Here is a 22,300-nt window from a genome sequence, read left to right on the forward strand (position 1 = left end):
GTCTCGTATTGCTTGTGCTGGCTCAGATGATGCCAGACATGCGCCCGGTCGGCGGCGACAACGTGCGAAAGGTCGTTGTGTTGAACGTTCATGATGATTTCTCCTAAGCCACGGCCTGCGCGCCGGTGATTTCGACCAGGGACCCGCACATGAAGGCGGCCTCGTCGGATGCAAGAAAGGCCACAAGGGCGGCGACTTCCTCGGGGCGCCCGACGCGCCCGAAGGGGACCAGCCGGTCCAGGTCCGCGATGGTGCGCCCGGACCGCGTGACCCCGGCCTCCAGCATCGGCGTGTGGATCTCGCCGGGGCAGACGGCGTTCACGCGGATCTTTTGCGGCGCGTAGTCGCGCGCGAGGTTCTGGGTAAAGCTTGCCACCGCAGCCTTGGTGACGTTGTAGGCGATGTGGTCCGGCGCGGGATAAAGGCCCCACTGAGAGGCGGTGTTGACGATGGCCCCGCCGCCCGCCGCGATCATGTGCGGCAGCGCCGCCTGGCACAGGTGGAACATCGCGTCCACGTTGACGGCAAAGGACAGGCGCCAGTCCTCGGGCGTCAGCGACAAGAGGTTGCCGCGCCGGTTGATGCCCGCATTGTTGCACAGCACGTCGATGCGGCCTTCGACAGCCATCACGGTGTCGATAATGGCGCGGCAGCCCTCGGCCGTCCCGATGTCGCTGGCGAAGGCGCGGCTGCCGGGGATCGCGGCGGATGCGGCCTGTGCGCCGTCCGCGTTGACATCGGTGATCACGACGCGGGCGCCTTCGAAGGCGAAGCGGGCGGCGATGGCCCGGCCGATGCCGCCTGCCGCGCCGGTCACGATCACGGTCTTGTCCTGGAAACGCATGGTCTACCTCAGATAGCTGCCGCCGTTCACGTCAAGAACCGCGCCGTTCAGCGAGGCCTGCGAGGGACGGAAGGCGAATGCGGTGATTTCGCCGATCTCGGCGGGCGCGGCCATGCGGGCGATGGGAATGCCCGACAGCACCGCGGCCTCGCCATGCCGGGCGACATAGGCATCGGCCATCTCGGTGCGGACCCAGCCAGGGGCCAGGGCCACGGCGGTGATGCCTTCATGCCCGTGGCTTTGCGCCACCGATTTCGTCAGGTTGATCAGGGCGGCCTTGGACGCGCCATAGGCCATGGCGCTTGACGCGTAACCCCGCTGTCCGGCGCGGCTGGCCATGTTGACGATGCGGCCTCCGCCATGCTGCCGGAAATGCCCGATCGCCAGCTTGGTCAGGTCCACGGCCGACAGAAAGTTCACCCGCATCTCGCGGTTCCAGACCCGCTGCCAGTCGTCCATGGGCGCGTCCACCGCGACTTCGGACCGGATGCCGGCGTTGTTGACCAGCCCGGTCAGGCGGCCCGCCTGCGCCACGGCGGCGTCCCACAAAGCCTGTGGACCCGCTGGATCGGACAGATCGGCAGCGATGCACCAGCCGCTGCCGCCGATCTCAGCCAGCAGTGCCTCGGCGGCGTCACGGTTGCGGCCGTAGTGGATGGCCACCCGGGCGCCTTCGGCCGCCAGCGACTTGCCGATCGCCCGGCCGATGGCCCCGGTCGCGCCGGTGACGAGGATCGTCTGACCCGCAAGCATCACAGTTCCCCCACCTGAGGACCCCAGGTGTCCGACAGCGCGAAGCCCTGCGCGAAGGGATCGGCATCGTCCAGCCGCAACTGCTGGCGCCCGAAGACATAGCCTTGGCCGGTGATGCGCGGCAGCACGGCGGGGCGGCCGCCCACGGTGGTTTCGCCCAGCATCTCGGCAATGAAGGTGCCGCCGATGATGCTGCGCGAAATCCGCTTGTCGCCGGTTGCGACCTGCCCCCGCGCATGCAGGATCGCCAGGTTCGCCGAGGAACCGGTGCCGCAGGGCGAGCGGTCCACCCGGCCCGGCTTCAGCGTGGTGCAGGTGATGACCGAGCCGTCAGGCTGATAGTCGCGGAACATCACATAGGCGATGTCGTTCAGGCTGGGGATCTCGGGGTGGCAAACCTGGACCTGATCGCGCAGCAGCGCCTTGATGGCGGTCCCTGCCTCGGCCAGGGCGCGGGCGTTTTCCGGGACGATCCTCAGGCCGATCTGGTCCACGTCGATCTGGGCGTAGAAGACGCCGCCAAAGGCGATGTCGCCGGTGATCCGACCCCACGTGGGCGTGTCGATGGGCTGGTCCAGCTGCCAGACAAATGCCGGAACGTTGTCGAGGCTGACCGACTGGCAGCGGCCATCCCGGCATTGCGCGCGGGCGGTGATCAGCCCGGCAGCCGTGTCCAGCCGCACCAGCGTTTCCGGCTCCACCATCGGCACCCGGCCCGTTTCCAGAAGTGCCGTGACCACGCAGATGCAGTTCGAGCCCGACATCGGGTGCGCCATATCCGGTTGCAGCACGATAAAGGCCGCGTCCGCGTCGGGGCGGGTGGGCTCCAGCAGCAGGTTGGTGGTGTGGACGGCCTGGGCGCGCGGCTCGCGGGTCACGAACAGCCGCAGGCCGGGGTCCACGTCGTTGAGATGGTTCATCTTGTCCAGGATCGTGGCGCCCGGGATGTCAGGCGCGCCGCCGACCAGGACATTGCCGCTTTCGCCCCCGCAATGAACCAGCAGGATGTCGAGCGAACGATCAAAGGTCATTTCAGATACCATCCCCAGGGCCTTGAACGGTCGTAGGCCGTGATCTGCTTGATTTCCAGATAGTTGTTCAGGCCCCATTCGCCCAGTTCCCGGCCGATGCCAGACTGCTTGGTGCCACCCCAGGGGGCCTCGGTGAAGGTCGGCTGGGAACAGTTGATCCAGACGATGCCCGCGCGGAAGGCGCGGGCCACGCGTTCGGCGCGGTCGAGATCCGCCGACATCACCGCGGCCGCCAGGCCGAAACGGGAATCGTTGGCCATGCGGATCGCCTCGTCCTCGGTCGTGAAGGGCTTCACGCAGACCACGGGGCCGAAGATTTCCTCGCGCCAGATCCAGGCGTCTTCGGCCATGTCGGCGAAGATCGTGGGCTGGACATAGCAGCCGTGTTCCAGCCCTTCGGGCACGCCGCCGCCGCTGACAAGGCGGCCCTCGGTCTTGCCTCGCTCGATGGCGGCCAGCACCTTTTCGTGCTGCGACGGACTGACCAGCGGCCCTAGAAGCACGCCGTCGTCAAGCCCGTGGCCGATGCGGATCTTGCGCGCCTCCTCGGCCAGCCGGGCCAGCAGCGGCTCGTAGATCGGCTCCTCGATCAGGACGCGCGAGGTGGCCGAACAGACCTCGCCCTGGTTCCAGAAGATGCCGAACATGATCCATTCGACCGCCTCGTCGATGGGGGTGTCTGCAAAGACCACAAGGGGCGACTTGCCGCCCAGTTCCAGGCTGACGGTCTTGATGTCGCGGGCGGCCGTCGCCATGATCTGCGATCCCGTGGGCACCGATCCGGTGAAGGCCAGCTTGTCCACGCCCGGATGTTCGGTCAGGGGCTGGCCCGCCTCGGGGCCGAAGCCGGGGACGATGTTCAGCGCGCCGGGGGGCAGCCCGGCCTCGTTCGCGATCTCTCCCAGTTCCAGCGCGGTCAGCGGCGTCAGTTCCGAGGGCTTCAGCACCACCGTGCAGCCCGCAGCCAGCGCCGGGGCCACCTTCCAGGAGGCCATCAGCATCGGAAAGTTCCAGGGGATGATCGCGCCCGCCACCCCAACGGGTTCCTTGACGGCCTTGGAGGTGAAGCCCTCCATCGCCAGCGGGATGTCCTGTTCGGCGGAGTTGTCCAGCCGGGCGGCCAGATCGGCATAGAAATGGAACACGCCCGCCGTGTCGTCGATGTCCCAGTTGGCCTCGGGCAGGGGTTTGCCGTTGTCCTGCACCTCCAGCCGCGCGAGGTCATCACGGCGGGCGGCGATGGTGTCGCCCATGCGGCGCAGCACGGCGCCGCGCTCTGACCCCGACATGCGCGGCCAGGGGCCGGTGTCGAAGGCGCGGCGCGCGGCCCCGACGGCGCGGTCGATGTCGTCGGCTCCGCCGCGCGCGACCTGGGCAAAGACCTGGCGGTCGGATGGGTCGATCACGTCGAACACCTCGCCCGAGGCCGCGTCGCAATAGGTGCCGTCGATGAAAAGCTGGTTCTTCATGGTGCCTCTCAGATGGATCGGGTGATGCCGCCGTCGACCCGCAGGCTCTGGCCGGTGATATAGCTGGAATCGTCGGTCAGAAGGAACGCGGCCGCCTTGGCCTGTTCGTCGACCCGGCCGATGCGCTTCAAGGCCGCCTGATCCCCGAACCTTTCCACGTCCAGACTGTCTGTGAAGCCCGGCAACAGGCAGTTCATGCGGATGTTCGCCGCACCGTAGCGGTCGGCGTAAAGCTTGGTAAAGGACGACACGCCCACGCGATACACGCAGGAGGCCGGAAACATTGCCGTGGGCTCGAAGGCGGCGTAGGTGGTGATGTTGACGATGGCGCCGCCACCCTGTGCCTCCATGACGGGCGTGACCAGGCGGGCCATGCGGATCACGGATTTCAGGATCATCTCGTGCGCCAAATCCCAATCGGTGTCCGCGATCGCCAGCAGATCGCCCTTGGGCGGATGGCCGGTGTGGTTCAGCACCGCGTCGATCCGGCCCCAGGTCCGCATCGCCAGATCGACAATGCCTTGCAGGTCATCCGCGCTTTGCGCCACGCCCCTGCGGGCCACGCCGCCCAGTTCGTCGGCCAGCTTTTCGCAGCTTTCGGACGGCGACATCAGCGCCAGCCTATAGCCGCGCCGGGCCATTTCGCGCGCCACGGCGGCGCCCATGCCGCGCCCGCCGCCGGTGATCAGGCAAACCTTGTCGGTCATCGTAGCCTCCTTCAGAAACGGTCCACGCGATAAGGGCGCATGTCGATGGGCGGGGCCGCCCCGGTGATCAGGTCGGCCATCAGCCGCGCATTGGTCGCGGCATAGGTCACGCCCAGGTGGCCATGGCCGGTGGCGTAAAAGACCCCCGGCACCTTGGCGGATGCCGACATCACCGGCACCGTGTCGGGGAAGGCGGGCCGGTGGCCCATCCATTCGGTCGCGTTTTCGCGCCGCAGGTTGGGCAGCGCCGCCTGGGCGCGCTTCACGGTGATCCTGGCGCGGCGGTAGTCGGGGGCCGCGTCCAGGCCCGCCATCTCGACCGTGCCGCCGACGCGGATGCCGCCCGCCGTGGGCGTAACCATGAAGGCGCGGGCGGGCCAGATGATCGAATGGCGCATGGAAAGGCCGGGGGACATGATCTGGGTGTGATAGCCGCGCTCGGTCTCCAGGGGCATCGGCTCGCCCAGCATCTTCGACAGGCGGCCCGTATGGGCGCCCGCGCACAGCACCACCTCGTCGGCGGCAAGGCTGCGCCCGTCGGTCAGGCGGACACCGGCAATGCGGCCGTCGCGGTCGAAGCCCGCGACCTCGCCGCGCTCGATCCGGCCGCCCATGGCCTGAAACGCCTCGGCCAGCTTCATTACCAGCCGGTGTGGATCGCGCAGGCTGCGGTTCTGCGGAAGCAGCACGGCCATGCCAATGCTGTCCGAGAGTTCAGGCTCTAGCTCGCGCGCCTCGGCTCCGGTCAGGCGCTGGTGGGGAAAACCGAAGCGTTCGAGGATCTCGATATGCTCGCGGTCGGCGCGGAACTCGGCCTCGTCGGTGTAAAGCGACAGGCAGCCTTCGGCGGTCAACTCGCCTTCAAGCCCCGTTTCACGCAGAAGCGGCAGCAGGTCGTCATAGACCCGCTTGCAGAGCGCGGCCCCCTGCGCCTCGAGTTCGCGCAGCTTGCCAGGGCGGGATGCGGCGACAAAGCGCGCGAACCACGGGATCAGTTTGGGCATGTAGGACGGGCGCACACGGACCGGGCCTTCGGGGTCCAGCATCCAGCCGGGGATCTGCCGCCAGACCGAGGGGCGGGACGCGGGCATGAACTCGGTCACGGCAATGGATGCCATGTTGCCGAAGGACGCGCCGCGCCCGACCTCGCCCTTGTCCAGCAGCACGACCAAACGCCCGCGCTTTTGCAGGGCATAGGCCAGGCTGGTTCCGATGATGCCCGCGCCGACGACAAGGGTGGTCATGCTTTTTTTCTCCGCCGAAGGGTCTTACCAGGCCAGGATCGGTTCCATGGCCTTGCGGAAGTCGGCCTTTTCCTTGTCGGTCAGCGGGCCCAGCGGCGCGCGGCATTCACCGACGGGCGTGCCCTGGATCTCGCAGCCGTATTTCAGCTTCTGCACGAACTTGCCCGACTCCAGGATGTTCATGGCCGTATAGAGCGTCGCCATCTGGTCCTTGGCCTTTTTCAGGTCGCCCGCCTTGAAGGTGCGGTCCAGGTCGCAGACAGCCTTGGCCATGCAGTTGGCCGGCCCGCAGATCCAGCTTTCCGCCCCCCACAGCATGAAGTCCAGCGCGATGTCGTCAGACCCCGAGACCAGCTGGATGCGGCCCGCATAGCGCGTGGCGATGCCAATGGCGCGTTGCAGCGAGCCCGAGCTTTCCTTGATGCCGATGACGCGCGGATCGTCGGCCAGGGCGTCCAGAACCTCCCACCCCAGCTCGACGCCGTCCTTGTCGGGATAGCTGTAAAGGACGATGGGCATGTCGGTGGCTTCCAGCACGGTCTTGAAGTGCTGGGTCAGTTCGGCCTGCGTGGGCTTGGTGTAGAAGGGCGTCGCCAGCAGCACGGCGTCATAGCCCATGGCCTTGGCGCGCAGGGTGTTGGCGATCACGCCCGCGGTGGACGGTGCATTGGTGCCCGCGATCAGGATCTCGCCGGGCTTGGCGAAGTCGCGCACGAATTGCAGCACCCCGTCGCGTTCCTCGTCCGTCATGAAGTTGTATTCACCGGACGATCCGCAGGGCACCCAACCGGTGACGCCGGCTTCGCGCAGATTGGTCAGGTGGGTCTCGAACGCCTTGAAGTCGATGGTGCCATCTGCATCGAAGGGGGTGACCAGAGCGGGCATGACGCCGGAGAGTTTCATGAGAGTTCCTTTCATCAGGCGGAGAATTTGCGGAGCAGTTTCTGCTCGAGGAGGGTGACCACCCGCGTCAGCGGGAAGGCGATGACGAAGTAGATGGCGGCGACGGCGGTCAGCACCTCGACGGGCCGTGCGGTGTTGTTCGAGATGTTCTGGCCGATGAACATCAGGTCGGCCATGCCCACGGCCGAGACCAGCGCGCTTTCCTTGAAGAGCGAGATGGCGTTCGAGAGCAGCGTCGGGGCGGCGCGCAGCACCGCTTGCGGCATGATAACGTTCACGATCTGCGCCCGGCGCGGCAAGCCCAGTGCCACGCAGGCGTCCAGCTGTTCCCGGCCCACGGAGCGCAAGGAGGCGCGGAAGGTCTCGGAGGTGATCGCGCCCATGTAGAGGGTGAGCGCGATGGTGGCCGAGACGAAGTTCGACAGCTCAACCCCCAGGATCAAGGGCAGGCAGAAGAAGATCCAGAACAGCTGGATCAGCACCGGCGTGCCGCGGAACAGCTCCACGTAGAAGCCAAGGGCGGCGCGAACGACCTTGTTGGTGCCGCTGCGCAGCAGGCCGATCACGAAGCCCAGCGTGGTGCCCAGGACGATGCAGAGCAGCGTCAGCTTGATGGTGGTCCACAGCCCGAGTGCCAGCGCGTCGATGAAGCGTCCCAGGATCGAGAAGTCCAGTGTCATTTCCATGATCCGGCCCCCGTCACGTATAGCTTTGCCGGCGTTCCAGCCAGTTCACGAACTGGCCCACCGGATAGGAGATGGCGAGATAGATCAGCGCCACGACCGTGAAGGTCTCGATCGGGCGATAGGTGGCGGTGGCCAGCGTCTTGCCCTGGTACATCAGGTCGGCCACGCCGACGATCGCCACCAGCGCCGATTGCTGGAAGATGCCGATGCCGTTCGTGACCAGGACCGGGATCGAGTTCCTGACCGCCTGCGGCAGCACGATGTTCAGGATCCGCTGCGCGGGCGACAGGCCCAGGGCAATCCCCGCATCCAGGTGTTCGCGCGGAACCGCCTGGATGGATGCGCGGTAAGCCTCGGCGTTGAAGGCGGTCAGGTTCAGGCCCAGGGCCACGATGCCCATGAAGACCGGCCCCCAGAAGACGTTGAAGATCATCGGCACGCAGTAGAAGAACCAGACGATCTGCACGATGGCCGGGGTGCAGCGGAAGAACTCCACGAAGAGCATCGCGGGCCACCGCAGCAGGGCAACGGGGCTGGTGGTCAGCAGCGCCAGGGCAAAGCCCGCGACGATGCCGATGACGTTGGCCGCCAGCGTCAGTTGCAGCGTGACCCACAGCCCGTCGATCAGCGGCCCCAGGTTGCGGGTGACGGCCCCGATGTCGAGTTGATACTCCATCGCCCTACGCCTTGATGTGGAAGACGCGGTTGATGAACTCGCGGGTGCGTTCCTCGCGCGGGTTGCCCAGCACCTGCTCGGGCGGGCCGTCCTCGACCACCACGCCGCCGGCGCAGAAGATCACCCGGGATGCGACGTTCCTGGCGAACCACATGTCGTGCGTGACCATCATCATCGGCATGCCCTGACCTGCCAGTTGCAGGATCACCTGTTCCACCTCGGCCACCAGTTCCGGGTCGAGCGCCGATGTCACCTCGTCGAAGAGCATCAGCTTGGGGTCCAGCATCAGCGCGCGGGCGATGGCCACGCGCTGCTTTTGCCCGCCCGAGAGCTGACTGGGATAGGCGTCGGCCTTGGCTGCCAGGCCGAAGCGGTCGAGGATCTTCGCGCCCCGGTCGCGGGCCGAGGCGCGGCTTTCGCCATGCACCTTGCGGGGCGCGAGAACCAGGTTCTCCATGATCGACAGGTGCGGGAACAGGGTATAGTGCTGGAACACCATGCCGATCTGCTTGCGCACCTCGCTGTCGATGACGGTCTTCTTGCCCTTGGCGGTGATATAGGGCTTGCCGGCAAAGCGGACCTCGCCGCCCTGGATCTGCTCAAGCCCCATGACCACGCGCAGAAGCGTCGACTTGCCCCCGCCCGACGGGCCGATCACCACCACCCGGTCGCCCGGCATCATCTGGATGTTCAGGCCTTTCAGGACCTGGACGTTCGGACCATAGCCCTTGTGCAGATCCTTGATCTCGACCAGGGCCGCGCCGTTCGCAGACGAAGACATCCTTCACCTCCGTTGATCGGAAAACGGGGCCGCCGGGGCGGCCCCCATGTGGCTGGGGATCACTGGCCCGCCGCGGCCAGCACCTCGTCGGCGGCCTTGGCGATCAGCGCGTCCACCGCGCCGGTGGCGACCTTTTCCTCCAGAAAGATGTCCACGACCGCCACGTCGGACGCAGCCAGGCCCAGCGGCAGGCCAAAGGCCACGCCCTGCTTGGCCAGCGCCGGTTCGGGATTCAGCGTCGCAGTCCAATCGGGGTTCGCCTGCGTGAACAGCAGATTGGTGTCCGAGGCATCGACCACCATGTCGGCGCGACGCGATTGCAGCGCCAGGCGGGTTTCGTCCGCCGTGGGCAGCCGCAGGATCGTCGCGTTCTTGACCGCGGCCGAGATCGCCTTGTCCTGCGCCGTGCCCGACATCACCGCCAGGGTGACGCCCGCCACATCGACATCGGCGACCGAGACGGCGCCCGCCGGGATCTTGGGGTTCTCCTTGTTGTAGACAAGCGAGATCTGGTATTCCATCGCCGGAACCGAGAACTGCACCGCCATGGCGCGGACCGGCGTGCGGTTCAGGGCCAGCGACATGTCCCACTTGCCCGCCTGAAGCCCCGCGACGATGTTGTCCCAGGTGGTGTCGACGAACTCCGGCTCGACCTCCAGCACGCCTGCAAACTCGCGGCACAGATCGGCGAAAAAGCCGCTGTACTCGCCCGTTGCCGGGTCGCGCATCACATAAGGCGGCGCAACCGCGGCCCCGCAGCGCAGCTTGCCCGAGGACTGGACCTGTTGCCAATAACCCTGGTTTTCCTGGGCCTGGGCGCTTGCAGACAGGGCCGCTGCCGCGACGGCTGCAATGCCCAGGGCTTTCGTGAACGTCGTCATCATTCGCTTTCCTCCTGTTGGCGCCAAGTGGCGGCGCGGCGGCCGGACAGTCCCGCCATGCCTCCCGAAGCGTTCATGTTCTTCACGCCCAAACTTTGCCGACATGATGACGACACGTCAATAAGTTTTTTGTCGGCAGTTATGCAGGCGCTATCCCTTGGGGCGCGGCGGCGCGCTTTTTCGGGGATTTCCGCCGGTCAGGGCACCATCAGCCCTGCCGAATCCGCAAGCCGCACCGGCAGAGCTTGCCTGGCCCTTTCACATCCGCCGTGGTGCGGGTGGCTATTGGCGGCACCGGCGGATCGCCTTGCCGCGGCAAGGGCGATTCCGTCCCGGAACCGCCTTTCCTGCCGTCCGTCTTGTGGCCGTTGTCCACAAACTGACCAAAGCACGGGCAGGAAGCGCATTCTTTTCGCGGTGGCGGGGAAAACTGGGCCGAAAGGCGCGACAACGGCCCCCGGAGGCTTGGAGAAGCGTTGGGATCGGGCAAGGGTGGTCAAGGCCCGGTGCAATGGCGCGCCGCGGGCCCGTTCGCAACGATGCGGCATTTCCCGGAAGTGCTACGGCCGCAGGCCGCCCCTTGGGGCACCGATGGCGCGCGCCTTCCGACAGCCACAGACCCTTTCCCGTCTTGTCATCGGAGCATCCATGTCGCCCCATCCCCAATCCAGCCGCGCCCTGGCCTTGTCCACGGCAGCCTTTACCGTCTGCTTCGCGGTCTGGACGATCTTTTCCATCATCGGCATCCAGATCAAGCAGCAGCTGGCCCTGTCCGAGACGCAGTTCGGCCTGCTGGTCGGCCTGCCGATCCTGACCGGATCGCTGGTGCGCATCCTGCTGGGCGTCGCCACCGACCGGCTGGGCGGGCGGGCCGTCTATACGCTGACCATGCTGGCCGCCGCCGCCGCGACCTTTATGCTGTCCTGGGCCACGACCTGGCCGCAGATGCTGCTGGCGGCCCTGGGCGTGGGCATCGCGGGCGGCAGCTTCGCAGTTGGCGTGGCCTATGTGTCGCGCTTCTTCGACGGGGCGCGGCAAGGCACCGCGCTCGGCATCTTCGGCGTGGGCAACGTCGGCGCGGCCGTGACCAAGTTCGCGGCGCCCTTTGTGATGGTTGCGCTTGGCTGGCAGGCCACCGCGCAGATCTGGGCGGGCGTGCTGGCGCTGACCGCCGTGATCTTCTGGCTGCTGTCCAAGGACGATCCCGTGACCGCCGCCCGCCGCGGCGCCCGCGCGCCCCTGCGCAGCCTGCGGGCCGAGTTCGCGCCGCTGAGGAACGGACGCGTTTGGCGCTTCTCGGCCTATTACGTCTTCAGCTTCGGGGCCTTTGTCGCCCTGGCGCTGTGGCTGCCCCATTACCTGATCGGCGTTTACGGCTTCGACGTGAAGACCGCGGGCCTGGTCGGCGCGGCCTATTCGATACCGGCATCGGTGTTTCGCGCCTATGGGGGGGTGCTGTCGGACTGGGTCGGGGCGCGGGCGGTGCTGTATGCGGCCTTCGCGGTCTCGCTGGCGGCGACCGCCATCCTGGCGCTGCTGCCGGGCCTGCCGGTGGCGGGTTTCCTGGCGGTGATCTTCGTGCTGGGTTTCGTCATGAGCCTGGGCAAGGCCGCCGTCTACAAGCATATCCCCACCTATTATCCGCAGAACGTGGGCGCGGTGGGCGGGCTTGTCGGCATGATCGGCGGGCTTGGCGGCTTCGTGCTGCCGCTGCTGTTCGGCTGGCTGAAGGACGAGACCGGCAGCTGGTCCGGCTGCTTTGGCGTGCTGTTCCTGCTGGCGGGGGGCTGCATGATCTGGATGCACGCCGCGGTCCGCCAGACCCGCATCGCCGCGCAAGCCGCCTGAAGGGGGGACAGCCCGCCATGACCATCCAGACCCCGCGCCCCGCCATCCGCACCACCTGCCCTTATTGCGGGGTCGGCTGCGGGATCCTTGCCACGCCGGACGGGGCAGGGGGGCTTGCCGTCGCGGGCGATCCCGCCCATCCGGCGAATGGCGGGCGCCTTTGCGTCAAGGGCTCGGCCCTGGGCGAGACCCTGGGCCTGAAGGGCCGCCTGCTGGCCCCCCGGATCGGCGGGCAAGAGGCCGGCTGGGACCAGGCGCTCGATCTGGTGGCGCGGCGGTTTTCCGACACGGTTGCGGAACACGGGCCCGGCGCGGTGGCGATGTATGTTTCGGGCCAGTTGCTGACCGAGGATTACTATGCCGCCAACAAGCTGATGAAGGGCTTCATCGGCAGCGCCAACATCGACACCAATTCGCGGCTGTGCATGGCGTCTTCCGTGGCGGGCCATTGCCGGGCCTTCGGGTCCGACACCGTGCCCGGCCTTTACGAGGACCTGGAGGCGGCCGATTGCGTGGTGCTGGTCGGCTCGAACCTCGCCTGGTGCCATCCAGTCCTTTATCAGCGCCTGGCCGCCGCGCGCGAGACGCGGGGCACGAAGGTCGTCGTGATCGACCCGCGCCGCACCGCCACCTGCGACATCGCCGACCTGCACCTGCCCCTGGCGGCGGGATCGGACGCGGCCCTGTTCAACCTGCTGCTGGCCGAGATCCACCGGCGCGGGCTGGTCACGGAAAACCCCGAGAACCTGGCCGAGGCGCTGGCCGCCGCCCGCGCCACGCAGCCCGCCGCCACCGGGCTGCCCCGCGGCGCGATCCGGCAGTTCCTGGATCTGTGGTGCGGCAGCACCCGCGTCGTCACCGTTTATTCGCAGGGCATCAACCAGTCCGACAGCGGCACCGACAAGGTGAACGCGATCCTGAACTGCCACCTGGCGACGGGCCGCATCGGCCGCCCCGGCATGGGGCCGTTCAGTGTGACCGGCCAGCCCAACGCCATGGGCGGGCGCGAGGTGGGCGGCCTTGCCAACGCCCTGGCCTGCCACCTGGACATCCAGAACCCGGCGCATCGCGATGCCGTGAGGGGCTTCTGGAACGCGCCCCGAATGGCTTCCGCGCCGGGGCTCAAGGCCGTGGACATGTTCCGCGCGGTGGAGGACGGGCGCATCAAGGCGCTGTGGATCATCTGCACCAATCCCGCCGCCACCATGCCCGAGGCCGACCGGGTGGCCCGCGCCATCGCGGGCTGCGACTTCGTGGTGGTGTCGGACATCATGGCCCGCACCGACACCGCGCGTCTGGCGCACGTGCTTCTGCCCGCGACCGGCTGGGGCGAGAAGAACGGCACCGTCACCAACTCCGAACGCCGCATCAGCCGCCAGCGGCGCAGCCTGGCCCCCGCGGGCCAGGCCCGCGACGACTGGCGCATCATCGCCGATGTCGCCGGGCGCATGGGTTGGGGCAAGGCCTTCGCCTGGACCGGACCGGCCCAGGTCTTTGCCGAACATGCCGCGCTGTCGGGCGTCGCGGGGGCGCTTGGCGGCGACTTCGACATTTCGGTTCATGCCGGGATCACGGCGGCGGAATACGACGCGCTGGAGCCGTTCCTGTGGCCGCGGTCGGCCACCCGCAGGGGCGGGCGCTTCTTCGGCGACGGGCGCTTCCACACGCCGTCGGGCCGGGCGCGGATGGTGGCGGTCACGCCGCGCCCGCCGCAGCCGCTGGGAAAGGCCCATCCGTTCCGGTTGAACACCGGGCGGGTCCGCGACCATTGGCACACCATGACACGCACGGGCCTGTCGCCGCGCCTGTCGCGCCACCTGGCCGAGCCGTTCCTGGAACTGCACCCGCAGGATGCCGCGCGCCTCGGTTTGGCCCCGGCCGCGCTGGCCCGGGTGACAAGCCCCCATGGCCGCGCCATCCTGCGGGTGCTGGTGACGGACCGGGCCGCGCCCGGCCACCCTTTCGCCCCGATCCACTGGACCGGCGAAACGGCGCCCTCGAGCCGCATCGACGCGCTGGTGGGCGGGCTGGTCGATCCCGTGTCGGGCCAGCCCGCGTCGAAATCGGCCCCCGTCGCCATCCGGCCCTTCGCGGCGGCCTGGTACGGCTATGCGGTTTCGGCCAGGACCATCCGGCCCGCCTGCGATTACTGGGCGCGCGCCACCCTGCCCGGCGGGCACCAGGCAGAGCTTGCGGGGCGGACCGAGCCGCAGGACTGGACCGCCGCCGCCCGGGCCATGCTGGGCGTCGGGGGCGATCCGCTGATTTTCCGCGATCCGCGCAAAGGCATCCTGCGAATGGCGTTCGTCGAGGACGGGCGGCTGTCGGCCGCCCTGTTCGTGGCGCGCGAACCGGCGGCCCTGTCGCGCAGCCATGTCGCCGCGGCCCTGGGACGGGAATGCCGGGGCGACATCCTGGCCGGGCGGCCGGGCGCTGACCAGCCCGACGAGGGCGCCACGGTCTGCGCCTGCTTGGGGGTGGGTGCGGACGCCATCCGGCGCGCGGTCGCCGCCCAGGGCCTGACCACCGTCGAGGCCATCGGCAAGGCCCTGGGCGCGGGCACCAGTTGCGGGTCGTGCCGCCCCGAACTGAAAAGCCTGCTGGGAACCGCCAGGGCGCGGGCGGCCGATCCTTGCTGAAAAGCGGTTGCCGTGCCGGAACATGCCTGCGGCGCCCATCGCTGCCGCCACCGCGCGACGGGAACGCGCTTGCGCCGGGTCAGGTGTTTCGCCGGACGGACAGGGTTCCCCGACGGGGCGCCGACCTTCGCCGCCGCCGGACAACGGCAGGATCGGGTTCGCCGCCTGCGCCGCCCATGGCGGGCGGTCCGATCACGCAACGGGCACCGTGACCGGCCTTGCGGCCTTTCAGGCCCGACGAACCGCGCCTGAGGGATCCTGCCCCGCGCCGTTTCCCGGAAAGGCCTGCCGGACCAGGGCGCCGGGATGGGAAACGACCTTGAGGCTCAGCCCGTGGGCCGCGCGGATCGCGGTTGCGGGGTCGGCCCCCTGCAAGGCCGCGGCAAGAAAGCCCGCGTTGAAGCTGTCGCCCGCGGCGGTGCTGTCCACGGGGGCGACGCGATCCAGGTCGGCGACCGTTCCGGCGCCTTCCGGCCCCGCGTGATGCACCGGCCCGCCGCCGTTCTTCACTACCACCCGGCCCGCCCCGAGCCGCAGATAGCGCGCGGCCGTGGCCCGGGGGTCCGCGTCCCCGAAATGGGCCGCCTCGTCGTCGAAGCTGGGCAGGACCAGATCGGCGGCGCCCGCCGCACGCTCGATCCAGCGGCGCATGTCCCCGGCGTTGTCCCACAGCCGGGGGCGGAGGTTCGGGTCGAAGACGATCCGGCAGCCTGCGGACCGCGCATCCGCCGCCGCATCCAGCAGGGCCGCGCGGCCCTCAGGAGGCAGGATCGCCAGCGTGATCCCGGAAAAATAGGCAATCCGGCAGTCATTCAGCGCCCGGGCAAGGCGCTGCGGATCGTCGGCCAGCCCGCGCGCGGCGGACTGGCCGCGCCAATAGGAAAAGCTGCGCTCGCCATCCTTCAGCGAGATCGCGTAAAGCCCGATCTCGCGCTGCGGATCGGGGGACACGTGGTCGGCCTCGATCCCCTCGGCGGCCAGGAAGCGCAGCATCTTTTGCGAGAACTCGCCCGTGCCCACGCGGCTGAAATAGCCCACGCGCCAGTCGGGGCCCAGGCAGCGGCGCAGATACCAGGCGGTGTTCAGCGTGTCGCCCGCGATGCCCAGCGACCACAACTCGCCCCCGGCCTGCGACAGTTCCACCATCGCCTCGCCGATGGACAGGATCAGGGGCGCGGTCATGGCCGGGCGCCCCGCGCGGCGGGATGGGACAGCGCGGTCTCGACCCCGCGCAGTTCGGCCAGCCCCTTCAGACGGCCGATCGCCGGATAGCCGGGCTGGCCGCCGCGTCCGATGTCGTCCAGGATGTCTTGGCCGTGGTCGGGGCGCATGGGGATGGTCCAGTCCTCGCGTCCGGCGGCGCGGCGGCGGTTCTCCTCGCGCAGGATGGCGGCGATCAGGGCCACCATGTCGGTCTGGCCCGCCAGATGCTCGTCCTCGAAAAAGGATCCGGCGATGGCGCCGGTGTCGCGCCGGACATTGCGCAGATGCAGGAAATGCACCCGGCCGCCCAGCCGGTCCATCATGCCGGGCAGGTCGTTGTCGGGCCGCGCCCCCAGGGATCCCGAACAGAGCGTGATCCCGTTCGCGGGCAGGTCCACGGCGGCCATGCGCTCGGCAAAGTCGGCCTCGGTGGACATGATGCGGGGCAGGCCCAGCAGCGGGAAGGGCGGGTCGTCGGGATGGCAGCACAACCGCATCCCCAGATCCTGCGCGACGGGGGCCACCTGTTCCAGGAAGTCGTGGAAATGCCGCCGCAGCACCGTGTCGGTCACCGGGGCATAGCTGTCCAGCAGCGCCCGCACGTCGGACAGGGTGAAATGTTCCGCGGCCCCCGGCAGGCCGAAAACCACGTTCCCGGCCAAGGCCTGGCGCGTCGCGTCGTCCATGGCGGCGAAGCGGCGGGCGGCCTCGTCGCGGACCGCTTCGGGAAAGTCCCCGGCCGCGCCCGGGCGTTGCAGGATATGGATGTCGAAGGCGGCGAAGTCGGTATAGTCGAACCGCATGCAGCGCGCGCCGGTGGGACGCCGCCAGGCCAGGTCGGTCCGCGTCCAGTCCAGCACCGGCATGAAGTTGTAGCAGATCACCCGGATCCCCGCCGCGTGCAGGTTCCGCATGGACCGGATCCAGTTCGCCACGTGATCGCGCCAGTCGCCGGTCTGGGTCTTGACCGCCTCGCTGACGGGCAGGCTCTCGACCACCTCCCATTCCAGGCCGGAATGCGTGCCGTCGGTCATCACAGCCAGCTCGCGCTGGCGCCGGGCGATCTCCTCGGGCGTCCAGACCGCGCCGGTGGGCAGGTGGTGCAGGGCGGTCACCACGCCCTGCACCCCCGCTTGCAGCATGTCGTCGGTCGAGACCCGGTCGCGCGGGCCGAACCACCGCCAGGTGTGTCGCATTCATTCCTCCCCGAATGGCATGTCGGTCTTTGGCTGGCGGGCTAGTGCCCCAGCATCTCGGGCTGCTCGGCGCGCAGGCGGTCCAGCGTGTCGTTGATGCGCGACAGGTGCAGCCCGATGGCCGCCACGGCCTTGTTCTCGTCCCGCTCGCGCAGCGCGGACAGGATCACCTTGTGCTCCTCCATCGCGTTGCGGGCGTTGTAGGACAAGGACAGCCAGCGCGCACGGTCCATGTGGCCCTTGTTGTCCTTGACCAGCGTCCAGACGAATTCCAGGCCCGAATAGGCGCAGATGTCGTGGTGGAACTGGTCGTCCAGCGCGTGAAAGCCGCCGCGGTCGTCGGCGGCGATGGCGGCCTGCTGCCGCGCGATCAGGCCTTGCAGCGCGTCGTGATGGGCGGGGGTCAGCTTACGGGCCGCCTCGCGGATGCAGGCGATCTCCAGCGCGAGGCGGATAAAGAAGGCCTGGCGGATCGCCTCTTCGGAAATGGGGGTGACGACGGTGGCTCGCTGCGGACGGATCTGGATAAAACCCAGTTGTGACAGCCGGTAAAACGCATCGCGCACCGGCTGGCGGGACACGCCCATCTGGGCCGCGACCTCGGCCTCGGACAGCTTTGCGCCGGGAGGAAGGCTCAGGTTGATGACCCGTTGATACAGCGCGTCATAGATCTGGTCGGTGACGGTGCGCGGGCGCAACTCGTCCAGCAAGGGCAGGGCTGCTGCGGTTTCTGTCGGCATGTCGGACCCACCACGTTGACGCATTTGCCAGACTAGCATATTAGATGACTAGAAGGCCCGCAAGGCGATCCGGAGGGAGACTTGCAGATGCCGCTTCTGGACGAGGATCGCCTGTTTCCGGTCGAGCCTGCCTTGCGCGATCTGGCGCGCGGCCTTTACGGAACGGTTTGCGACCTGCCGATCGTCAGCCCGCACGGCCATACCGACCCCCGCTGGTTCGCCGAGGATCAGCCTTTCCCCGATCCCGCGCAGCTGTTCGTGACGCCCGATCATTATGTCTTTCGGATGCTGGTTTCGCAGGGGGTGGCGCTGACCGACCTGGGCGTGCCGCGCGTGGACGGCGGCCCGACCGAAACGGACGGGCGCCGCATCTGGCGGCTGTTCGCCAGCCATTACCACCTGTTCGCGGGCACCCCCTCGCGGCTGTGGCTGGACCACGGCTTCCAGCATGTCTTCGGCATCGACCGCCGCCTGTCGGCGGAAACGGCCGACTGGTATTACGACCACATCGCCGATTGCCTGTCGCGCCCCGAGTTCCGCCCCCGCGCGCTGTTCAAGCGGTTCGGGATCGAGGTGATCGCCACCACCGAGCCTGCCACCGACGACCTGCGCTGGCACCGGATAATCCGCGGGTCCGGCTGGGACGGGCGCGTCGTCACCGCCTATCGCCCCGACGGCGTGGTGGATCCCGAGATGGCGGGCTTTGCCGAGAATGTCGCGCTGATGGGTCAGCAGACCGGCTTCGACACCGCCACCTGGAACGGCTATCTGGACGCGCACCGCGCGCGGCGGGCCTTTTTCAAGCAGTTCGGCGCGACCTCCAGCGACCACGGCCATGCCACCGCGCGGACCGAGGATCTGCCGCAGGCGGATGCGGCGGCGCTGTTCGGGAAGGCCCTGCGCGGCGCCTGCACCCCTGACGAAGCCGACGCCTTCCGCGGGCAGATGCTGACCGAGATGGCGCGGATGAGCCTGGAGGACGGGCTTGTGATGCAGATCCATCCCGGCGCGCGCCGCAACCATTCCGGCCCTGTGATGACGGTCCATGGCCGCGACAAGGGCTTCGACATTCCCGGCCGCACGGATTACGTCGCAGCCCTGCGCCCACTGCTGAACGCGGTGGGGATGCGTCCCGACCTGACGGTGATCCTGTTCACCCTGGACGAGACCAGCTATTCGCGCGAACTGGCGCCGCTGGCCGGCGCCTATCCCTGCCTGCGGCTCGGGCCGCCCTGGTGGTTCCACGACAGCCCCGAAGGCATGATGCGCTTTCGCCAGATGGCCACGGAAACCGCGGGCTTCCACAACACCGTGGGCTTCAACGACGACACCCGCGCCTTTTGCTCGATCCCCGCGCGCCACGATGTCGCGCGCCGCGTGGATTGCGCCTTTCTGGCCACCCTCGTCGCCACCGGACGCCTCCGCGAGGACGAAGCGCCCGATCTTGCGCGCCAACTGACCTACGGCCTCGCCAAGAAGGCCTACAAGCTCTGAGCTTCACCAACGGGAGGAAAACCATGAAGTTCGTCACCGCCACCATGGCCGCGCTGCTGGCCACGGCATCGCTTGCCGCCGCCCAGGAATGCGAAACCACCCTGCGGTCGTCCGACACCCATCCCGACGGCTATCCCACCGTCGAGGGCGTCAAGGCCATGGCCGCCGAGGTCAAGGAAAAGACCGGCGGCCGCATCTGCATCGAGGTGTTTCCGTCGTCCCAACTGGGCGAGGAAAAGGACACCATCGAGCAGACCCAGTTCGGCGTCATCGACATGGTGCGCGCGTCCTTCGGGTCGTTCAACGACATCGTGCCGGTCACGCAGACCCTGTCGCTGCCTTATCTGTTCACCTCGCCCGAACACCAGCACGCGGTCATGGACGGCCCCATCGGCGAGGAGATCGCCGAGGATTTCGCGGAACGCGACCTGATCGCGCTGGCTTATTACGACGGCGGGGCGCGCAACTTCTACAACTCGCAAAAGCCGATCCAGACGGTCGAGGACCTGAAGGGCATGAAGTTCCGCGTCATGCAGAACGACGTGTTCGTGGACATGATGGCGGCGCTTGGCGCCAACGCCACGCCCATGCCCTATGGCGAGGTTTATTCGTCCATCCAGACCGGCGTGATCGACGGGGCGGAAAACAACTTCCCGTCCTATGACAGTTCCGGCCATGCCGAGGTCGCCAAGTATTTCACGCTGGACCAGCACCTGATGGTCCCGGAACTGGTCGCGGTGTCCAAGGCCACCTGGGACAAGCTCTCGCCCGAGGATCAGGAGATCATGCGCACGGCCGCCAAAAACTCGGCCAGCTTGCAGCGCAGGCTCTGGGCCGAACAGGAAAAGGCCAGCGAGGAAAAGGTCGTGGCGGCGGGCGCCGAGGTCGTCAAGGACGTGGACAAGACCGCCTTCATCGAGGCGATGGCCCCCGTCTATGAAAAATACGCCGACACGCCCGAGGAGCAGGATCTGATCAAGCGCATCCGCGAAACCAAGTGAACGGCACGGCCGCCCCTTCATGGGGCGGCCTTTTTCCAACGGGGGCACGCGATGCGCGACGCTTTGACAAGACTGGCCGGGCTGACCGGCGCCGTGGCGACAGTGGGCCTGTGGATCGCCGGGATCGGGCTGGTGCTGATGACCGCCTTCGTCTTTGCCCAGGTGGTCTGGCGCTATGTGCTGGGCACCAGCCTGTTCTGGGCCGAACCCGCCAGCGTCATGCTGATGGGCTGGTTCATCTTCCTGGGCGCGGCCGTGGGCGTGAAGGAGGGTTATCACCTGTCCTTCGACGTGGGCCTGATGGTGGTGCCGGAAAGCTGGCGTCCGTGGTTCCATTCGCTGTCCGATCTGGTCGTGACGGCCTTCGGCCTTGGCATGGCCTGGTACGGCTGGCAGCTTGCCGCCAAGGCCGCCAGCGGCGTGGTGCCGGGGCTTGGCATTTCCCGCATCTGGGACTTCGCGCCGGTGATCGGCGGGGGCGTGCTGCTGGTCCTGTTTTCGGTGGAACGCATCCTGCGCCGCGCGGCGGGCCTGAAGACGGCGCGCTTCGGCGACATGGACGATGCGGCCGACGGCACCCCTGACGGCCATGCGGCCCCGGGCCGCGCCGAAGCCATGCTGCACCAGGAGAGATGAGATGGAATTGTGGATCCTGTTCGGCAGCTTCGTGGCGCTGCTTCTGATCGGAACGCCCGTGGCCTTCTGCCTTGGCGCGTCGTCCTTCTTCACCGTGCTGTATCTGGGCCTGCCGCCGGTGGTGGTGTTCCAGCGCCTGAATTCGGGCATTTCCGTCTTCGCGCTGATGGCCATTCCGTTCTTCATCTTCGCGGGCGACCTGATGGTCAGGGGCGACATCGCCCGCCGCCTTGTGGCGCTTGCCGGATCGCTGATCGGGCACATGCGCGGCGGCCTCGGGCAGGTCAACATCGTGGCGTCCCTGATGTTCGGGGGCGTGTCGGGATCGGCCGCGGCGGACGCCAGCGCGGTCGGCGGCCTGATGGTGCCGCAGATGAAGGCGCGCGGCTATGACGTGGACTATGCCGTCAACATTACCGTGGTCAGTTCCATCATCGCGCTGATGATCCCGCCCAGCCACAACATGATCATCTATTCCATCGCCGCCGGGGGCCGGCTGTCCATCGCCGACCTGTTCACCGCGGGCATCATCCCCGGCCTGGTGCTGGCCGCCAGCCTGATGGTCGCGACCTGGTGGGTGGCGAAAAAGCGCGGCTACCCGACCGAGCCCTTCCCCGGCCTTGCCGCCGTGGGCGCGCTGTTCGTGTCGGCCATGCCCGGCCTGATCCTGATCGCGATCATCTTCGGCGGCGTGCGCTCGGGCTGGTTCACGGCGTCGGAATCCTCGAACATCGCGGTGGTCTATGCGCTGCTGGTGACCGCCCTGGTCTATCGCAGCCTGCCTTTGTCGGAATTCATCGAGGCGACAAAGGGCGCCGTCCGCACCACCGCCATGGTGCTGCTGGTGATCGGCTGCGCGGCCTGCTTCGGCTGGCTGCTGGCCTATCTCAAGGTGCCGACGCAACTGGTCGAGATCCTGCAAGGCTTGTCCAGCAATCCGCTGGTGATCCTGCTGCTGATGAACGTGATCCTGCTGATCCTGGGCACCTTCATGGACATGTCGCCGCTGATCGTCATCACCACGCCGATCTTTCTGCCCGTGGCCACCGCCTTCGGCGTCGATCCGGTGCATTTCGGGGTGATCCTGATCCTGAACCTGGGGATCGGCCTTTGCACGCCGCCGGTGGGCGCGGTGCTGTTCGTGGGTTGCGCCGTGGGCCGCATCAGCATCTGGCAGGCCATGCGCACGATCTGGCCCTTTTACGGGGCGGCCTTCGCCACGCTGATGCTGGTGACATACATCCCCGCCCTGTCCCTCTGGCTGCCGAGCGTCTTCCGATGAGCGATCCCGTCCGCACCGTGCTGGCCCACGCGCCCGACCTGATGGTTGTCCGCTTCGCCTTCGACGCGGGCGACCGGGGCGCGCCGCACAGCCATCCCCATGTGCAATCGACCTATGTGCAGTCGGGCCGCTACCGCTTCACCGTAAACGGCCGCGAGTTTCAGGTCGGGCCGGGCGACGCCTTCGTGATCCCCTCGAACGCCGAACACGGCTGCACCTGCCTGGAGGGGGGCGTGCTGATCGACAGCTTCACCCCTCGCCGCGACGATTTCCTGTGAAAGGCCCA

At 68.1% G+C, this 22,300-nt stretch carries 21 protein-coding genes; 7 read left to right on the top strand and 14 right to left on the bottom strand.

Going from position 1 to position 22,300, the window contains the following annotated elements; all coding sequences use genetic code 11:
* Window positions 1–103 precede the first annotated feature (103 nt).
* From ACFOM8_RS07095 to ACFOM8_RS07145, 11 genes are read right to left on the bottom strand one after another with little or no spacing between them, the layout of a single operon-like run.
* Window positions 104–844, bottom strand: a complete 741-nt coding sequence (locus ACFOM8_RS07095; protein WP_377760636.1) for an SDR family NAD(P)-dependent oxidoreductase — start codon at window positions 842–844, stop codon at window positions 104–106.
* Window positions 845–847: 3 nt separating this feature from the next.
* The gene (locus ACFOM8_RS07100; RefSeq protein WP_377760638.1) at window positions 848–1,597 is read right to left on the bottom strand and encodes an SDR family NAD(P)-dependent oxidoreductase; all 750 of its coding nucleotides are present in this window, start codon (window positions 1,595–1,597) and stop codon (window positions 848–850) included.
* Window positions 1,597–2,628: a proline racemase family protein gene (locus ACFOM8_RS07105; RefSeq protein ID WP_377760640.1), complete on the bottom strand. Its 1,032-nt coding sequence runs from the start codon at window positions 2,626–2,628 to the stop codon at window positions 1,597–1,599. The genes ACFOM8_RS07100 and ACFOM8_RS07105 overlap by 1 nt, the downstream gene beginning before the upstream one ends.
* A complete protein-coding gene (locus ACFOM8_RS07110; RefSeq protein WP_377760642.1) occupies window positions 2,625–4,097 on the bottom strand; it encodes an aldehyde dehydrogenase family protein in 1,473 nt (490 codons plus the stop codon). The genes ACFOM8_RS07105 and ACFOM8_RS07110 overlap by 4 nt, the downstream gene beginning before the upstream one ends.
* An 8-nt stretch (window positions 4,098–4,105) precedes the next feature.
* A complete protein-coding gene (locus tag ACFOM8_RS07115) occupies window positions 4,106–4,804 on the bottom strand; it encodes an SDR family oxidoreductase (protein ID WP_377760644.1) in 699 nt (232 codons plus the stop codon).
* 11 nt (window positions 4,805–4,815) lie between these two features.
* Entirely contained in the window at window positions 4,816–6,048 is a 1,233-nt protein-coding gene (locus ACFOM8_RS07120; protein WP_377760645.1) for an NAD(P)/FAD-dependent oxidoreductase, read from the bottom strand.
* A 24-nt stretch (window positions 6,049–6,072) separates the two neighbouring features.
* Entirely contained in the window at window positions 6,073–6,951 is an 879-nt protein-coding gene (locus ACFOM8_RS07125; RefSeq protein ID WP_377760647.1) for a dihydrodipicolinate synthase family protein, read from the bottom strand.
* Window positions 6,952–6,965: 14 nt separating this feature from the next.
* Window positions 6,966–7,637 carry an amino acid ABC transporter permease gene (locus ACFOM8_RS07130; RefSeq protein WP_377760649.1) on the bottom strand — a complete coding sequence of 224 codons (672 nt, stop codon included), beginning with the start codon at window positions 7,635–7,637 and terminating at the stop codon, window positions 6,966–6,968.
* Window positions 7,638–7,650: 13 nt separating this feature from the next.
* The gene (locus tag ACFOM8_RS07135) at window positions 7,651–8,313 is read right to left on the bottom strand and encodes an amino acid ABC transporter permease (RefSeq protein ID WP_377760651.1); all 663 of its coding nucleotides are present in this window, start codon (window positions 8,311–8,313) and stop codon (window positions 7,651–7,653) included.
* A gap of 4 nt (window positions 8,314–8,317) precedes the next feature.
* Window positions 8,318–9,094: an amino acid ABC transporter ATP-binding protein gene (locus ACFOM8_RS07140; RefSeq protein WP_377760653.1), complete on the bottom strand. Its 777-nt coding sequence runs from the start codon at window positions 9,092–9,094 to the stop codon at window positions 8,318–8,320.
* A 59-nt stretch (window positions 9,095–9,153) separates the two neighbouring features.
* Entirely contained in the window at window positions 9,154–9,978 is an 825-nt protein-coding gene (locus ACFOM8_RS07145) for a substrate-binding periplasmic protein (RefSeq protein WP_377760655.1), read from the bottom strand.
* A gap of 645 nt (window positions 9,979–10,623) precedes the next feature.
* Here ACFOM8_RS07145 and ACFOM8_RS07150 point away from each other — a divergent pair.
* On the top strand, window positions 10,624–11,823 hold the full coding sequence (locus ACFOM8_RS07150) for an MFS transporter (protein WP_377760656.1): 1,200 nt from the start codon (window positions 10,624–10,626) through the stop codon (window positions 11,821–11,823).
* Between the two features lie 17 nt (window positions 11,824–11,840).
* Window positions 11,841–14,462, top strand: coding sequence for a molybdopterin-dependent oxidoreductase (locus ACFOM8_RS07155; RefSeq protein ID WP_377760658.1), 2,622 nt, complete (start codon window positions 11,841–11,843; stop codon window positions 14,460–14,462).
* A 228-nt stretch (window positions 14,463–14,690) separates the two neighbouring features.
* On the opposite strand, the gene ACFOM8_RS07160 is transcribed toward ACFOM8_RS07155, so the two are convergent.
* The 3 genes from ACFOM8_RS07160 to ACFOM8_RS07170 are packed head-to-tail and all read right to left on the bottom strand — an operon-like array spanning window position 14,691 to window position 17,601.
* Window positions 14,691–15,644 carry a sugar kinase gene (locus ACFOM8_RS07160; protein WP_377760660.1) on the bottom strand — a complete coding sequence of 318 codons (954 nt, stop codon included), beginning with the start codon at window positions 15,642–15,644 and terminating at the stop codon, window positions 14,691–14,693.
* Window positions 15,641–16,861, bottom strand: coding sequence for a mannonate dehydratase (gene uxuA / locus ACFOM8_RS07165; RefSeq protein ID WP_377760662.1), 1,221 nt, complete (start codon window positions 16,859–16,861; stop codon window positions 15,641–15,643). The genes ACFOM8_RS07160 and uxuA overlap by 4 nt, the downstream gene beginning before the upstream one ends.
* A gap of 41 nt (window positions 16,862–16,902) precedes the next feature.
* The gene (locus tag ACFOM8_RS07170; protein ID WP_377760664.1) at window positions 16,903–17,601 is read right to left on the bottom strand and encodes a GntR family transcriptional regulator; all 699 of its coding nucleotides are present in this window, start codon (window positions 17,599–17,601) and stop codon (window positions 16,903–16,905) included.
* Between the two features lie 87 nt (window positions 17,602–17,688).
* Here ACFOM8_RS07170 and uxaC point away from each other — a divergent pair, with 87 nt between their 5' ends.
* Genes uxaC through ACFOM8_RS07195 form a run of 5 tightly spaced genes read left to right on the top strand, consistent with a single transcriptional unit; the run spans window position 17,689 to window position 22,292 of the window.
* Complete coding sequence (gene uxaC, locus ACFOM8_RS07175) at window positions 17,689–19,095, top strand: glucuronate isomerase (protein ID WP_377760666.1); 1,407 nt, start codon at window positions 17,689–17,691, stop codon at window positions 19,093–19,095.
* Window positions 19,096–19,118: 23 nt separating this feature from the next.
* Window positions 19,119–20,096, top strand: a complete 978-nt coding sequence (locus ACFOM8_RS07180; protein WP_377760668.1) for a TRAP transporter substrate-binding protein — start codon at window positions 19,119–19,121, stop codon at window positions 20,094–20,096.
* A 51-nt stretch (window positions 20,097–20,147) separates the two neighbouring features.
* On the top strand, window positions 20,148–20,732 hold the full coding sequence (locus ACFOM8_RS07185) for a TRAP transporter small permease (protein ID WP_377760670.1): 585 nt from the start codon (window positions 20,148–20,150) through the stop codon (window positions 20,730–20,732).
* 1 nt (window position 20,733) lies between these two features.
* Window positions 20,734–22,014 carry a TRAP transporter large permease gene (locus ACFOM8_RS07190; protein WP_377760671.1) on the top strand — a complete coding sequence of 427 codons (1,281 nt, stop codon included), beginning with the start codon at window positions 20,734–20,736 and terminating at the stop codon, window positions 22,012–22,014.
* Window positions 22,011–22,292, top strand: a complete 282-nt coding sequence (locus tag ACFOM8_RS07195; RefSeq protein ID WP_377760674.1) for a cupin domain-containing protein — start codon at window positions 22,011–22,013, stop codon at window positions 22,290–22,292. Before ACFOM8_RS07190 ends, ACFOM8_RS07195 begins: the two co-directional genes overlap by 4 nt.
* Window positions 22,293–22,300 lie beyond the last annotated feature (8 nt).

The sequence above is a fragment of the Paracoccus angustae genome (assembly GCF_042648745.1).
Lineage (GTDB): Bacteria > Pseudomonadota > Alphaproteobacteria > Rhodobacterales > Rhodobacteraceae > Paracoccus > Paracoccus angustae.